Genomic DNA, 12829 nt, shown 5'->3' with positions numbered 1-12829 from the left:
TAGCAGTGCAGGTCTTAAGGGCGGCTTAACACTTAAAATGCTTCAGATTTCGCCTCATCGCGGCAAACCCGCAGATGCCCTGCGCAGGATCAGAGACAACCGGTTGAAGCTGTTCTCAATACCCTCCGGATCGGTTTTGCCAAAGAAGCTGTCCAGTTCATCATGAACACGCACGGCCTGATCCAGTAACGGGTCCGAACCCTCGGCATAGAGACCGGCCCGGATCATCACCTCGGATTGCTCGTAGCTGCCCACAAGTTTGCGGGTTTCCGAGATCATCTGGTTCTGCGCCTCGGTCGCGGCGGCAGGCAGGCTGCGCGACACCGATCGGCTGAGGTCAATCGCGGGGAATCGCCCGCGCTCGGCGATGTCGCGGCTCAGGACGATATGGCCGTCCAGAACCCCGCGCAGGATATCCGCAACGGGTTCGTCCATATCGGAGCCAGCGACCAGAACGCTGAAAACAGCGGTGATGTCGCCCTGCGCCTGTGTGCCCGGACCCGCGCGCTCACACAGATTGGCGATCAAAGGGGTCACTGACGGAGGGAACCCGCGCAGCGAGGGGGATTCCCCCATCGCCACGGCAATTTCACGATGCGCCTCGGCAAAACGCGTAACCGAATCGGCCAGGAACAACACGTTGAGGCCCTGATCGCGCAGATACTCGGCCACCGACATCGCCGACCACGCGCATCGACGACGGGCCAGAGCGGACTGATCCGAGGTCGCCGCCACCACAATAGCGCGTTTCATCGCCTCGGGCCCCAGCGCATGGGCCACGAATTCATTCACTTCGCGCCCGCGTTCCCCGACCAGAGCCACCACAACCGCATCCGCCTGCATCGACCGGGCCAGAGTCGCCAGCAGCGTCGATTTCCCGACGCCCGAACCAGCGAAAAGGCCAACGCGCTGGCCCTGCACGATCGGCAGCATGGTGTTAAGCACTGCCAGGCCCGTTGCCATCCGTTCACCCAGAGGTTTGCGCTCAACGGCGGGCGGAAGAGGTTGCACAATGTCCCGCGCCTGCGCCCCTGGCAACAGCGGTTTTCCGTCCAGCGCGCGGCCAAACGGGTCAATGACCCGACCCAACCAATGCATCCCCGGCGCAAACTCGGGCGAGGCCTTCAGGCTCACCCGGTCGCCAAGGCTGACGCCATCGGGCGCGGAGCCGGGAATCATGTGGATATGCTCGGCCCCCACATGCAGAACTTCGCCCTCAAGATCGGGGCCCGCGCGGCGGTGGAGCGTCAACAGGTCACCGATTCGCGCATGTTCTGTCAGGCCGCTGACCTCGATCACCCCATGCGCCACGCCGGACACAAGGCCCACATGGCGCACCGCGGACAGCCTGTCGAATTCGTATTTCAGAAGCATCGGATCGAGATCGGACATTGTGGGTTCTCCAACTGGGTTCTGAAAACGGTTTCTAAAGGAATCGGGGTTAAGCCTTGATTGAAATTGATCGAGGGAGAAGCCCCGATGTTCTACGACCTGAACGTCTTTAAGACAGCGTACGCAATGGCAACCCACGCCGGACAACGGCAGGCCGTCATTGCGCGCAACATGGCCAACGCTGATACGCCGGGCTACCAGCCCCGCGATATCGAGGCCTTCAAAACCGCATTCGAAAACACCTCGGCCAAGACCGAAATGACCGCCACCCGGCAAGGTCATCTGAACGGCAGCAGCCCAGCCGGGCAAAGCTGGGCCGAGTTTGAGGCTGAGCCGAACGGCGACCCCAATGGCAATGGCGTGTCGCTGGAAGGTGAGATGCTGAAGGCGATTGAGGTCAAGCGCCAGCATGACCGCGCATTAGCGATCTATCACTCGTCCATTGGCATTCTGCGCACCAGTCTGGGCCGTGGGTAAGGAGCGTTTGATATGAGCGATTTTTCCCACTCCCTATCCGCCTCGGCCAGTGCTTTGCGCGCACAGGCGGCCCGTTTGCGGCACGTGTCCGAGAATATCTCGAACGCGGATACGCCCGGATACCGGCGTAAAACCGTCCCTTTTGAGACCGTCCAGCAGGATGGCAAGGCGATGGTGCAGGCGGGCCGCGTGCAATTGGATCGCCGCGACCTGTCGCGCATTCACGACCCGAGCCACCCGCTCGCGGATGAAAGCGGGCACTACCTCGGCTCGAATGTCGATCTGATGATCGAGATCGCCGACGCGCGTGAGGCGCAGCGCAGCTATGAGGCCAACCTCAAGATGTTCGATCAGACGCGGCAGATGTCGTCGTCCCTTATGGAATTGCTTAGAAAATAAAGGAGAGCCAGAATGGATATCCGTTCCCTGACCGCCGCACAGAACTACACGGTGGCCCGCCCTGCAACGCAGGCCAATCCTGACCATGAAGGCATGGCGCAAGGCCTGCGTTCAACGTTTCAGGACTTTGCCACAACCCTCAAGCAAAGCGAGCAGATGTCGCAGGCCGCGATGACCGGGCAAGCGGATCCGCATGCGCTGGTGCAGGCTCTGGCTCAGACTGAACTTGCGGTCGAAACGGCCGTGATCGTTCGCAACAAGGTGGTCGAGGCCTATCAGGAAATCCTGAGAATGCCGGTCTGAGCCATGCTGAACGAAGGTCTTTTCTACGACATCGTCCGCCAGGCGCTTTGGGTCGCGGTGATCACCTCGGTCCCGATCCTAACGGTGGCGCTGATCTCGGGCCTGATCGTGGGCCTGTTTCAGGCCCTCACCTCGGTGCAGGAGATGACGCTGACCTTCGTGCCCAAACTGATCGCCATCGTTGTCGTGTTCTGGATTTCGATGGGGTTCATGACCCAGACACTTGTCACGTTTTTCACGGGAACCCTGGTTCCGCTGATCGCAGGAGGTCGCTGATGGATACCGCCTATGTCACCTTGTCCCGCCAATCCGGGCTGATGAATGAAATGCGGCTGGTGGCGAATAACATCGCCAATGCCAACACCACCGGCTATCGCGCGCAGGGGCTGGTGTTCTCGGAGTTCGTCCGTGACATGCCGGGTAATCCGTCCCTGTCCATGAGCCGGGCCGAGGCGCGCAATACCTCCCACCAGCAAGGGGTCCTGACCGAAACCGGAGGGCAGTTCGACTTTGCCATCGAAGGCGACGGCTTCTTCATGGTGGAAACACCCGAAGGCAACCGTCTGACTCGCGCAGGTAGCTTCTCACCCAATGCCGAGGGCGACTTGGTCGCCCAGGACGGCGCGCGGGTGTTGGACAGCAATGGCTCGCCGGTTTTCATCCCGCCGGATGCGGCCTCGATTGATGTGGGCAGCGATGGGACGCTCAGTGTCGAGGGGCAATTGCTGGGTCAGATCGGGGTCTACCGCGTCGAAGACCTTAAGGATCTGGTGCGCGAGGGCAATACGCGGTTCAGCACGGCCGGCAATATTGACCCCATTGATGAGCCGGTTGTCCTGCACCGTTTTCTCGAAGGTTCGAATGTCAACGCCATCGCTCAGGTGACCCGGTTGATCGAAATCCAGCGCGCCTACGAACTGGGGCAGAGCTTCCTCGAAACCGAACATGAACGGGTACGCGGCGCGCTCAAGGCGCTGATGCGCTAAGAAAGGAGACATCCCATGCGGGCATTGAAAATCGCGGCGACGGGTATGACCGCGCAGCAAATGCGGGTCGAGACGATCTCGAACAACCTCGCGAATATGAACACCACCGGATACAACGCGCGCCGGGCTGAGTTCGCGGATCTGCACTACCAACAGATGGCGCGGGCCGGGGCGGTCAATGCGTCCGATGGGACGGTGCTACCAACGGGTATTCAGTTGGGTCTGGGCGTTCGCCCGGCCGCTGTGACAGTGCAGCTGGCACAAGGGGCCGTGTCGGCCACGGGCAATGATCTGGACGTGGCCATTGAAGGGCGCGGCTATCTTGAGGTGACGCTGCCCAACGGTCAGGCCGCCTTTACGCGCGATGGTAGTCTGAAACGCTCGGCCGAAGGGCTGATCGTGACATCGGACGGGTTCGCCGTCTCACCCGAGATCACAATCCCAGATGACGCTCGGTCCATTTCGATCAACGCGTCGGGTGAGGTCTATGCCTATTTCGACGATGCCCCCGAAGGCCAACGATTGGGCGAGTTCACCTTGACCAGTTTCTCAAACGCCAAGGGTCTGGAGGCCATTGGCAGCAACCTGTTCAAAGAGACCGAGGCTTCCGGCGCACCGGTACAGGGCGTACCGGGAGAGGACGGATTGGGCACGTTGCGGCAAGGGTATCTTGAGGACAGCTCGGTCGATGCTGTGCGCGAGGTGACGGAACTGATCGAGGCCCAGCGGGGCTATGAAATGAACGCCAAGGTCATCACCGCCGTCGATCAGATGATGAGCGCAACGACGCAGGTGCGCTGATGCGAGTGTTATTGCTTGGCCTGACCCTGATGGCGCCGGTTGGGGCCCTTGCCGAGATTGTGGTGCCGACCCGGACGATCCGCGCGAAAGAGATCATCTCGCATGCGGATCTTGAGACAAAGCCGCGCGACCTGCCGGGGGCTGTGACCGATCCGAATGCACTGATCGGGCAGGAGGCCCGTGTCGCGCTTTATCCTGGCCGCCCCATTCGCGCGGCGGATGTCGGTCCGCCCGCGCTTGTGGATCGCAATGATCTGGTCGTTCTGTTGTTCAGCAGCCAACCGCTGTCGATCACAACCGAAGGCCGCGCGCTGGGCCGGGGCGCGGTGGGGGACCGAATTCGCGTTATGAACCTGTCCTCGCGGACAACAGTGACGGGCCGGATACGGTCTGATGGTCAAATCGAGGTAAAATGATGTCTGGATTGTCAAAACCCCTTCTTCTTGCGGTACTTACGATTTCTGCCTGCGGGCGGTTGGATCACCTGGGCAAACCGCCCAGCTTCACCCCGACCGAAGATTCGCCGGAACAGGTGGCGATGCTGTGGCCCGGCCTGCCCTTGCATACTCAACCGCAGCGAACGGTGGATCGGTCGTCGCTTTGGAGTGGGGGGCAGCAATCGCTGCTTGGTGACCAGAGGGCCATCAAGAAAGGCGATATCCTGACCGTCGTGATTGAGCTGGACGAAGAGGCTGAGATCTCCAACAACACCAACAGGTCGCGGTCAGGATCTGAAAATCTGTCAGTGCCGAACCTATTCGGATTGCCGCAAAGGGCACAAGACAAACTGCCCGAAGGGGCTTCGTTCGATGAGGCCGTCGGGATCGAATCTGAGGCCTCAAGTTCCGGTCGCGGATCGGTGCGACGGAATGAGAAACTGACCCTGCGCGTGGCCGCGACGGTGATTGACGTGCTGCCGAACGGAGTTCTGTCGATCTCGGGCGCGCAAGAACTGCGCGTGAATTTCGAACTGCGAGAGCTGCTGGTGGCAGGCTACGTGCGCCCGCAGGACATCTCGCGCAAGAATGAGATCACCTATGACAAGATCGCCTCGGCGCGTGTGTCCTATGGTGGTCGCGGGCAGATCACGGATGTGCAACAGCCGCGCTACGGCCAGCAGATCCTCGATACCCTTTTGCCGTTCTAAGGGGCTCTTATGATCAAGAAACTGCTCCCCGTGATTTTTCTGGTCGTTGGCACGGGTGCCGGCATCGGCGCCGGGACCTTCCTTGGGTCCGGTGAAACGAAGAAAGAAGCCGAGGGGACTGAAAAGGTTGAAAAGGAAACAAAGGCAAAACCCGCCAAGTCCAAGAGCAATGACAAAGACAAGGGGAAAAAGGGTGAAGGTGGAGGCTTTGAATACCTGAAGCTCACCAAGCAATTTGTTGTGCCGATCGTGGAGGATAAGGAGATCTCAGCCCTCGTCACCATGTCCCTGAGCCTTGAGGCAAACTCGGCCATCACCGAAACCTTCTATGCGATCGAGCCAAAGCTGCGGGACGGTTTTCTGCAAGTGTTGTTCGATCACGCCAATACCGGAGGGTTCGACGGTGCTTTCACGCATTCCGACAACCTCAGCACCTTGCGAAAATCTCTGCTTGAGGTGGCGAAGAAGGATCTGGGTGACGATGTCTCCAAGGTCCTGATCATGAGTGTCAGCCGCCAGGATACCTGAGGCCGTTACGGTTTGGGCCGTGACCGCGCGCGTTTCTGTTCGGCCTTGAGGGTGTCATTCAAACGTTCAACGGCTTGTTTGCGCCCAAAGGCCTGACGCAGTTGCTGCATGGCTGCAAGTTTCTGCGCCCGGCATCGCGCCAATTCCATGTTCAATTGCCGCCGTGTCGCGGCCTCCCACCCATTCCACAAAACATCGGTTCCGGTGATCTGATACCCATCGGTCGCCGCACTGTCCTGACGGGTTTGCACGACCTGTGCGTCCAGACGCGCCAACTGAGCCTGCACACGCGCTTCGGCCTCCAACACGGGGCGCAGCTTTTGATATTCGCTTTGATAGACCGCTTCGGTGACCGATTTCAGGGCGGGCAGTTCGTGGCGTTTCATCCAATCTGTCCTTTCGCGCGCTTTCGCATGGCTTCGGCAAAACGGATCGCAGCAGCGACCGGGCGATAGTGTTCTTCGGCGATCTCCTGCCCGATCTCGACGGTCGCGTGAATAGCGCGCGCCGTTGGCGGGTCCGAATGGATGGGAACGCCCGCCTCTCCCGCAGCCGACCGGATCGCGGTGGCTACCTCGTCGACACCCTTGGCTACACAGACGGGGGCCGCCCCCGCCGCCCGGGACCATTTCAAAGCGACTGCATAGTGGGTCGGGTTCACGATCACGACGTCGGCTTTCGGCACATCGGCCATCATCGGATTGGTCGCTATCTCCTGCGCCCGCGCGCGGCGCTGTTGTTTGACATGCGGGTCGCCTTCGGCGTCCTTGGTCTCATCCTGGATTTCCTTGCGTGACATCCGGTTCTTGCGCATGTGTTCGGCATATTGCCAAACGTAGTCGACGACCCCGATCGCAAGCGCGATGGCGATTACGATGAACAGAAAGCGAAACAGCAGGTTCATCATCAGCAAGATCGAGCTGTGGGCCGGAGCTGCGCTGGCGGAAACGATCTCGGTCAGGTTGGCCTTGAGGAACAGGGCCAGACAGGTGCCGTAGATCACCAGTTTGGCAAAGCTCTTGGCGAATTCGAACAGCCCGCCCGGCCCGAACTTGTTCTTGGCGTTGTAAAGGAGCGAGATCCGCGAGAGTTTGGGTTGCAACTTGGTGGGTGCAAAAATCAATGCGCGCTGGGCGATGAGGCTCAGCAGAACCGCCGCCGTGGGAAGTGCAAACAGAAGGGCCACCGGCAAAAGTGCGCCCTTCAGCATTCCGGCGACCGGTGCTGTTGCAGGCCCTAAAGTAACAAGCTGCGCGATGTCATCCGACTGGTCGATCAGAACCACAAACAATGTGCCCATCTGATCGACTGTAAACTTTCCGACCGTCAGCAGCGCGATCAGCAACCCGGTATAGGCGGCAACGACGGACAGATCGTTGGACTTTGCAACCTCACCTTTTTCGCGCGCTTTCTGCAGCTTCTGCGGCGTCGGGTCAAAGGACTTGTCACTGTCGTCATCGGTGCTCATCGACCGGATTCCAGCGGATTTAGGGTGAATGAGAACAACGCATCCGCCCAGTCGGATAGGATCAGGGGTGCCCCGGCAAATAGCAGGAACAGCCCGGCAAAGGTGATCGCCGGGGCGCCGACAAAGGCAACCATCAGCTGCGGCATCGCCCTGTTGATGACCCCGAGGGCGAGGTTGTAGATCAATGAGGCGATCACGAACGGAGTGGCCAGCGCAAAGGCCAACCCAAAGCTGTGGGCGACTTGCCTGACGCCCCATTGTGATAAGTCAGGGGCAGAGAGGGCCCGCCCCATCGGAAACATCGCGTAGCTGTGGATCAGAAACTCGGCAATTCGGATGTGCAGCCCCATCAGCACCGCAAGGGCAAGTCCGGCCAAGGTCAGAAACATTCCCAAGGCAGGGGCCGGGTCGGCGGCCGCGCCTCCCAGAAGCTGGGACAGCGAGGTTGATTGCGCCGCAATGGACCCGGCGGTCTGCAGGGCCAGAACAAACAGGCGCAGCCCGATGCCTAGAACCATGCCGATCAGAACTTCGGTGCCGACCAGGCGCGCCATTGGCAGCAGGCCCGGATTGGATTGCGGGGAGGGCACCGCTGGCAGCACGATCAGGGTAAAGGCCACAGCGACCGCAAGCTTGACCCGGACCGGGATGCTGCGTTCGCCAAAAGCGGGCAAGAGGGTGACCAACGCGGACACCCTCAAAAAAACGGCAAAAACATGCCACAGCCCCGTGCCGAGTTGCCCCAGCAGCTCGGGCGGCAGGGCGATCATGCGGGTACGGTTCCAACCAGGGCGGGGCGTGCCTCGAGCCCGATTTCTTCGAAGGAGAGGACCGGATTGGAAACCCCGCGCGCCTGCATGATCGAGCGCAACAGGCGACGCCGGCGGGTCGAGGTCACAACGGCCGGAAACAACCCGTGATCGGCGGATTGTGCTACGCTGTCCACCACACCATCGGCCAGCTTGTTGAAGAGGTTGGGGGGCAACGCCACGTCCAGCCCGGCGGCGGGGCCGTCGATCTGGTAGCTGGCAAACGTATCTTCCCATTCGGGTGCCAGTTGGATCAATGGGATCGAGCCATCCTCACGTTTCATTTCGGCCACCAGCTGAAAGCCCAGCCGTTGGCGGACCAACTCGCAAATGCCTTCGGGCTGGGTCGTGGTCAGCCGCGCTTCGGCCACGCTTTCAAGGATCAGGGCCATGTTGCGGATCGAAACACGCTCGTCCAACAGCAGCCTTAGAACCGCGTGCAGCGTGTCGATCGGCACCTTGTCGGGGATCAACTCATCAAGCAGCTTGCGGTTTGCTTCAGCCCGGACGGGATCGCTGAGGCGAGTCATTTCCGACAACAGACGACGCAGGGATTTCAATGTCAGTAGGCGCGAGAAGTTCTGTTTTATGATCTCCAGCAAATGGGTTGCCAGAATCTCGGGCGGTGAAACGATGGTGGCGCCGTTAAGGGCGGCATCCTCTTGATCTTTTGGTAGAATCCAACGTGCGGGGGCACCGTAGACAGGCTCAGTTACGTCATTGCCGTCGGGAAGAAACTCATGCCCGTCCTGCACCAGCGCCAACACCAGATCGGGGTTCAGCACGCCGCGCGCCTGTTCGACGCCCTGCACTTTGATGACATAGGTGCCAGTGGGCAGATCGGCGCGGTCGGTCAAGCGAATCTCGGGCAGGATGAGGCCAAAGGTCGAAGCCACATAGGTCCGCATATTTGCGATGCGAGCGTCCAGCCCGGTTCCGGGGTTCAGCACCATGCTGATAAGGTCGGGCGCGAATTCCAGATGCACGTCGTCCAGATCCAGAATATCTCCGATCGCTTGCGAAACAGGGGTTTCCGTCTCGGGTGCTTGTGTCTGGGCGTGAAGTGCCTCGGCCCTCTGCTTTTGATGGACGCTGTAGGCTGCGTATCCCAACACGCCCGCGCCTAGCATGAACGGCAGGAAGGGCAGGCCGGGGACGAGGGCAAATAGAACCATCAACACAGCCACCGTGCCCAGCGCGGCCGGGTGCTTACCCAGTTGCGAGAAGATGGCGTTGTCGGTCGCGCCCTGCGTACCGCCGCGCGCCAGCAATAGCGCCGAAGCGATCGAGATGATCACCGCTGGAATTTGCGAAACCAGACCATCGCCCACGGTCAGAATGGCGTAGGTTTCAAAGGCAGATGTGACCGGCATGCCATGCACGATCACGCCCATGACCAGCCCCATCACAAGGTTCAACAGCGTGATCAGCAGCCCGGCAACCGCATCGCCTTTGACGAATTTCGACGCACCGTCGAGTGAGCCGAAAAAGGTCGTCTCCTGCTGTTCGCGTTCGCGCCGCTCTTTGGCTTGTTGGTGGTCGATGGCCCCGGCGGACATATCGCTGTCGATGGCCAGCTGTTTGCCCGGCATTCCGTCCAGAGCAAAACGCGCGCCGACCTCGGCCATCCGCGCGGCGCCTTTGGTGATCACCATGAAATTCACGATCAGCAGCACGCAGAACACCACGAGGCCCAGAAAGATACTGCCGCCCATCACGAAGTTGGCGAAGCCTTCGATGACATTACCCGCCGCATTTGGCCCGGTATGGCCCTGACCGATGATCAGTTTGGTCGATGAGACGTTCAGCGACAGCCGCAGCATCAGCGAAGCCAGCAGGATCGTCGGGAAGGATGAGAAATCCAGCGGGCGTTCGATGAAAAGGGTCAGGGTGAAAATCAAAATAGCCAGCGCGAAGGACGCGGCCAGCCCCACATCCAGTACCCAGGCAGGCATCGGCAGGATCATCATCACGATGACGGTCATCAGCGCCAGTGCCAAAAGGACGGTGGGCGAGAACAGGGATCGGGCGTTTATGGTGGGCACGCTGACCTCCTAATTGAATGCGATGAAGGCGGTGGCAGCACCCGCCGCCGGAACCAGAGACCCCAGAGACCCGCCATTGGATTCAACTGGTTGTACCGGGATCAGCGGGGCGGCTGCCCCTGTGAAAGGGTCCCGCGATGCCACATGAGTTTGGGGTGGAACGGACCCGTCCAGCTGGGCCAGAACGGTCTGGAACCGACCGCGATAGGCCTCGGCCAAAGACGGCGTGCGCGAATGATAGGCCCCGGCGGCGGCGGGCCAGGATCCAAGCTCGGCATAGAGGTCTTTGAGAAACCTTGCGGCGTAGGTGGCGTTCTCCTGCGGATCGAACATCGCGTCGATCGACCGGAAGGCCTTGCCGTGCCAGCGGTAGTTGATCTGAAAACACCCGATGTCAAAGCTGCGCTTGCCGGCTTTGAAAATCCGGAAAACATAGGTTTTTGCCTCAACCTCGGAGGTGAACCAATAGCCCTGCCCTTCGACATTGATGGTCCAGGGCCAGGGTTGCAGTCGCCCGTCATGGGTGCGCCCTGTTTCGACCCGTGAAATGGCGCGCATGACGTCCAATGGCACGCCTTCGGACAGTGCAGCGCGGCGTGCGGCCTGATCGCAGATTTCGCCTGCCCGGGCATCCGGCATGGCACGCCCGGCCTGCGTAATCAGCGCAAGCGTCAGCATACAGACAATCGAGACGAAACGATGGGGCATTCTGCCGGTCCGGGATTCGGGTCATTCCGGGCCAAGCTAGCCAGTGATCGGTTTACAGAGGGTTATCGCCCCATCATTTTCGGTCGATCCGACGCCCGAACACGACGCTGGTATTGGTGCGCAGAACGCCGGGTATTTTGGCCAGTTCATCGACCAGAATATCCAGATCCTCGATCCGGGGGGCCTCGGCGGACAGCAGCAGGTCAAACTCGCCATTGATCGACAGGCAGCGTTTCACCTCAGGATAGGCTTCAAGCCGTTTGATGATGCGGGTGGTTTCCTTTTGCTGGACCTCAAGCATCACGATAACCTGCACGCGCGGGGTATCGTCGGTGGCATGCAATTGAACGGAATAGCCCGCGATCACGCCACGCTCTTCCATGCGCTTGATCCGCTCATGCACGGTGGTTCGGGCCACGCCTAGCCTAGCCGCGATATTCGTGGTCGATTCACGGGCATTGTGCTGTAGCGCGGTGATAATGCGGCGGTCGAGCTGATCCATGGGGCCTCCAGCAGGGTCGCTTTGGTGTAGAGCAGAAGCGCCCGGAGGCTCAAGGCTTCTGCGCCGAAGGGGCTTTGTCGGATCGCGGCCAGATGATCAGTGCCGCAGCGATCCCCAAGGTGGAAGCGCAGGTTATCGTGGTCATGGCCACGGTTGCGCCGAAACGGGTCATCAGCCACCCCGATAGCGGATAGAGGACCAGCCAGCAGGCATGGGATAGGGTGAACTGGGCGGCAAATACGGCGGGTCGGTCCTCGGGCCGGGCCGAACGGGTCAAAAGGCGGCCTGAGGGGGTCAGGGTCATTGAATAGCCAAAGCCCACGCAGGCCCAGAAGGCCGTGAGCAGCGGTAGGGAGAGTGCTCCGGATGTCATTGCAGCTCCGGCCATGGCCAGTACGCCAAATGTCGCCCCGGTCAGCATGACCCGGCGGTCCTTGAACCGATCCAGCAGAGAGGGAAGCACGAAGGCCGCGATCATCGAGCCGCCGCCGAATCCGGCCAGGGCTATGGCCACGGCGCTTTCGGACAGACCCAGATCCGCGCGCGCAAGGACCACAGTATTGACGATCACCATTGAGCTGAGCGCGGCTGCAGACCAGCTGAGTGCCAGAAGGCCGCGCAAACGTGTTGTCGATAGATAGATGCGGATGCCGCGCGTTGTCCGGTCGTATATTCCGCGTCGCTCTGCGGGTTTGGGCGAGGGCAGAACTACGGAGACCACCAGCAGCGCCGAGGCAATAAACCCAGCTCCGGTCCCCCAAAACAGCGTATCAAAGCTGACAAAGACCAGTAATGCAGCCGCCAGCATTGGGCTGAGCAGGCTTTCCAGATCATAGGCAAGGCGAGACAAGGACAGCGCGCGCGTGTAGTCCTGTTCATCTGTAAGGACGTCGGGAATCGTGGCCTGAAACGCGGGGGTGAACCCTGCCGAGGCCGATTGCAGGACGAAAATCAGCACATAGACCTGCCAGACCTCGGAAACGAAAGGCAGGCACAGGGCGACCGCGGCCCGGATCAGATCCAGCACCACCAGCATCCTGCGCCGGTCGAGCTGTTCTGCAAACGCCGCCGCCAGCGGGGCAATCCCCACATAGGCGACCATCTTGATGGTCAGTGCCGTGCCCAAAACCATCCCCGCAGCCTCGCCTGCGAGATCATAGGCCAGAAGGCCCAATGCGATCGTCGCCAGCCCGGTCCCCGTCAACGCAACGACCTGAGCTGCCAGAAGGTGGCGATAGGTGCGGTTATGCAGGACACTGAGCAT

Annotated in this window: 17 protein-coding genes; 9 read left to right on the top strand and 8 right to left on the bottom strand. The window is 60.7% G+C overall.

Features of this window, described 5'->3' with window-relative positions; translation table 11 throughout:
- Positions 1 to 54: 54 nt before the first annotated feature.
- The gene (locus tag ACR0J4_RS16445; RefSeq protein ID WP_170643522.1) at positions 55 to 1392 is read right to left on the bottom strand and encodes a FliI/YscN family ATPase; all 1338 of its coding nucleotides are present in this window, start codon (positions 1390 to 1392) and stop codon (positions 55 to 57) included.
- 87 nt (positions 1393 to 1479) lie between these two features.
- Between ACR0J4_RS16445 and ACR0J4_RS16440 the strand changes: the two genes are divergently transcribed.
- The 9 genes from ACR0J4_RS16440 to ACR0J4_RS16400 are packed head-to-tail and all read left to right on the top strand — an operon-like array spanning position 1480 to position 6033.
- Positions 1480 to 1869, top strand: a complete 390-nt coding sequence (locus ACR0J4_RS16440; protein ID WP_170643523.1) for a FlgB family protein — start codon at positions 1480 to 1482, stop codon at positions 1867 to 1869.
- A gap of 12 nt (positions 1870 to 1881) precedes the next feature.
- Positions 1882 to 2268, top strand: a complete 387-nt coding sequence (gene flgC / locus ACR0J4_RS16435; RefSeq protein ID WP_170479807.1) for a flagellar basal body rod protein FlgC — start codon at positions 1882 to 1884, stop codon at positions 2266 to 2268.
- A gap of 12 nt (positions 2269 to 2280) precedes the next feature.
- Positions 2281 to 2571, top strand: a complete 291-nt coding sequence (gene fliE, locus ACR0J4_RS16430) for a flagellar hook-basal body complex protein FliE (protein ID WP_170463000.1) — start codon at positions 2281 to 2283, stop codon at positions 2569 to 2571.
- A gap of 3 nt (positions 2572 to 2574) precedes the next feature.
- Entirely contained in the window at positions 2575 to 2847 is a 273-nt protein-coding gene (locus ACR0J4_RS16425) for a flagellar biosynthetic protein FliQ (protein WP_170550381.1), read from the top strand.
- On the top strand, positions 2847 to 3557 hold the full coding sequence (locus tag ACR0J4_RS16420; RefSeq protein WP_170550378.1) for a flagellar hook-basal body complex protein: 711 nt from the start codon (positions 2847 to 2849) through the stop codon (positions 3555 to 3557). The genes ACR0J4_RS16425 and ACR0J4_RS16420 overlap by 1 nt, the downstream gene beginning before the upstream one ends.
- A 15-nt stretch (positions 3558 to 3572) precedes the next feature.
- Positions 3573 to 4358 carry a flagellar basal-body rod protein FlgG gene (gene flgG / locus ACR0J4_RS16415; RefSeq protein WP_170470935.1) on the top strand — a complete coding sequence of 262 codons (786 nt, stop codon included), beginning with the start codon at positions 3573 to 3575 and terminating at the stop codon, positions 4356 to 4358.
- Complete coding sequence (flgA, locus tag ACR0J4_RS16410) at positions 4358 to 4774, top strand: flagellar basal body P-ring formation chaperone FlgA (protein ID WP_170643524.1); 417 nt, start codon at positions 4358 to 4360, stop codon at positions 4772 to 4774. The genes flgG and flgA overlap by 1 nt, the downstream gene beginning before the upstream one ends.
- On the top strand, positions 4774 to 5505 hold the full coding sequence (gene flgH, locus ACR0J4_RS16405; RefSeq protein ID WP_170643525.1) for a flagellar basal body L-ring protein FlgH: 732 nt from the start codon (positions 4774 to 4776) through the stop codon (positions 5503 to 5505). The genes flgA and flgH overlap by 1 nt, the downstream gene beginning before the upstream one ends.
- A 9-nt stretch (positions 5506 to 5514) precedes the next feature.
- Complete coding sequence (locus ACR0J4_RS16400; RefSeq protein ID WP_170643526.1) at positions 5515 to 6033, top strand: flagellar basal body-associated protein FliL; 519 nt, start codon at positions 5515 to 5517, stop codon at positions 6031 to 6033.
- Between the two features lie 5 nt (positions 6034 to 6038).
- Here ACR0J4_RS16400 and ACR0J4_RS16395 read toward each other — a convergent pair whose 3' ends face one another.
- The 7 genes from ACR0J4_RS16395 to ACR0J4_RS16365 all read right to left on the bottom strand — a co-directional run bounded on the left by ACR0J4_RS16395 (position 6039) and on the right by ACR0J4_RS16365 (position 12829).
- A complete protein-coding gene (locus ACR0J4_RS16395; RefSeq protein WP_170379944.1) occupies positions 6039 to 6419 on the bottom strand; it encodes a hypothetical protein in 381 nt (126 codons plus the stop codon).
- Positions 6416 to 7501 carry a flagellar type III secretion system protein FlhB gene (gene flhB, locus ACR0J4_RS16390; protein WP_170747399.1) on the bottom strand — a complete coding sequence of 362 codons (1086 nt, stop codon included), beginning with the start codon at positions 7499 to 7501 and terminating at the stop codon, positions 6416 to 6418. Before flhB ends, ACR0J4_RS16395 begins: the two co-directional genes overlap by 4 nt.
- Complete coding sequence (locus tag ACR0J4_RS16385) at positions 7498 to 8271, bottom strand: flagellar biosynthetic protein FliR (RefSeq protein WP_170643528.1); 774 nt, start codon at positions 8269 to 8271, stop codon at positions 7498 to 7500. The genes flhB and ACR0J4_RS16385 overlap by 4 nt, the downstream gene beginning before the upstream one ends.
- Complete coding sequence (gene flhA / locus ACR0J4_RS16380; RefSeq protein ID WP_480668743.1) at positions 8268 to 10295, bottom strand: flagellar biosynthesis protein FlhA; 2028 nt, start codon at positions 10293 to 10295, stop codon at positions 8268 to 8270. The genes ACR0J4_RS16385 and flhA overlap by 4 nt, the downstream gene beginning before the upstream one ends.
- Positions 10296 to 10364: 69 nt before the next feature.
- On the bottom strand, positions 10365 to 11063 hold the full coding sequence (locus tag ACR0J4_RS16375) for a lytic transglycosylase domain-containing protein (RefSeq protein ID WP_480668740.1): 699 nt from the start codon (positions 11061 to 11063) through the stop codon (positions 10365 to 10367).
- 73 nt (positions 11064 to 11136) lie between these two features.
- A complete protein-coding gene (locus ACR0J4_RS16370; RefSeq protein ID WP_170463010.1) occupies positions 11137 to 11565 on the bottom strand; it encodes an Lrp/AsnC family transcriptional regulator in 429 nt (142 codons plus the stop codon).
- A 49-nt stretch (positions 11566 to 11614) separates the two neighbouring features.
- Complete coding sequence (locus ACR0J4_RS16365; protein WP_170550351.1) at positions 11615 to 12829, bottom strand: MFS transporter; 1215 nt, start codon at positions 12827 to 12829, stop codon at positions 11615 to 11617.

It is taken from the genome of Ruegeria sp. B10, assembly GCF_056539825.1.
This window is presented reverse-complemented; position numbering and strand designations above follow the sequence as displayed.

What these genes read in the sequence shown, in the direction of transcription:
- ACR0J4_RS16445 (WP_170643522.1), bottom strand. Translation starts at nt 1,392, where the DNA reads ATGTCCGATCTCGATCCGATGCTTCTGAAATACGAATTCGACAGGCTG.
- ACR0J4_RS16440 (WP_170643523.1), top strand. Translation starts at nt 1,480, where the DNA reads ATGTTCTACGACCTGAACGTCTTTAAGACAGCGTACGCAATGGCAACC.
- flgC (WP_170479807.1), top strand. Translation starts at nt 1,882, where the DNA reads ATGAGCGATTTTTCCCACTCCCTATCCGCCTCGGCCAGTGCTTTGCGC.
- fliE (WP_170463000.1), top strand. Translation starts at nt 2,281, where the DNA reads ATGGATATCCGTTCCCTGACCGCCGCACAGAACTACACGGTGGCCCGC.
- ACR0J4_RS16425 (WP_170550381.1), top strand. Translation starts at nt 2,575, where the DNA reads ATGCTGAACGAAGGTCTTTTCTACGACATCGTCCGCCAGGCGCTTTGG.
- ACR0J4_RS16420 (WP_170550378.1), top strand. Translation starts at nt 2,847, where the DNA reads ATGGATACCGCCTATGTCACCTTGTCCCGCCAATCCGGGCTGATGAAT.
- flgG (WP_170470935.1), top strand. Translation starts at nt 3,573, where the DNA reads ATGCGGGCATTGAAAATCGCGGCGACGGGTATGACCGCGCAGCAAATG.
- flgA (WP_170643524.1), top strand. Translation starts at nt 4,358, where the DNA reads ATGCGAGTGTTATTGCTTGGCCTGACCCTGATGGCGCCGGTTGGGGCC.
- flgH (WP_170643525.1), top strand. Translation starts at nt 4,774, where the DNA reads ATGTCTGGATTGTCAAAACCCCTTCTTCTTGCGGTACTTACGATTTCT.
- ACR0J4_RS16400 (WP_170643526.1), top strand. Translation starts at nt 5,515, where the DNA reads ATGATCAAGAAACTGCTCCCCGTGATTTTTCTGGTCGTTGGCACGGGT.
- ACR0J4_RS16395 (WP_170379944.1), bottom strand. Translation starts at nt 6,419, where the DNA reads ATGAAACGCCACGAACTGCCCGCCCTGAAATCGGTCACCGAAGCGGTC.
- flhB (WP_170747399.1), bottom strand. Translation starts at nt 7,501, where the DNA reads ATGAGCACCGATGACGACAGTGACAAGTCCTTTGACCCGACGCCGCAG.
- ACR0J4_RS16385 (WP_170643528.1), bottom strand. Translation starts at nt 8,271, where the DNA reads ATGATCGCCCTGCCGCCCGAGCTGCTGGGGCAACTCGGCACGGGGCTG.
- flhA (WP_480668743.1), bottom strand. Translation starts at nt 10,295, where the DNA reads ATGACCGTCATCGTGATGATGATCCTGCCGATGCCTGCCTGGGTACTG.
- ACR0J4_RS16375 (WP_480668740.1), bottom strand. Translation starts at nt 11,063, where the DNA reads ATGCCCCATCGTTTCGTCTCGATTGTCTGTATGCTGACGCTTGCGCTG.
- ACR0J4_RS16370 (WP_170463010.1), bottom strand. Translation starts at nt 11,565, where the DNA reads ATGGATCAGCTCGACCGCCGCATTATCACCGCGCTACAGCACAATGCC.
- ACR0J4_RS16365 (WP_170550351.1), bottom strand. Translation starts at nt 12,829, where the DNA reads ATGCTCAGTGTCCTGCATAACCGCACCTATCGCCACCTTCTGGCAGCT.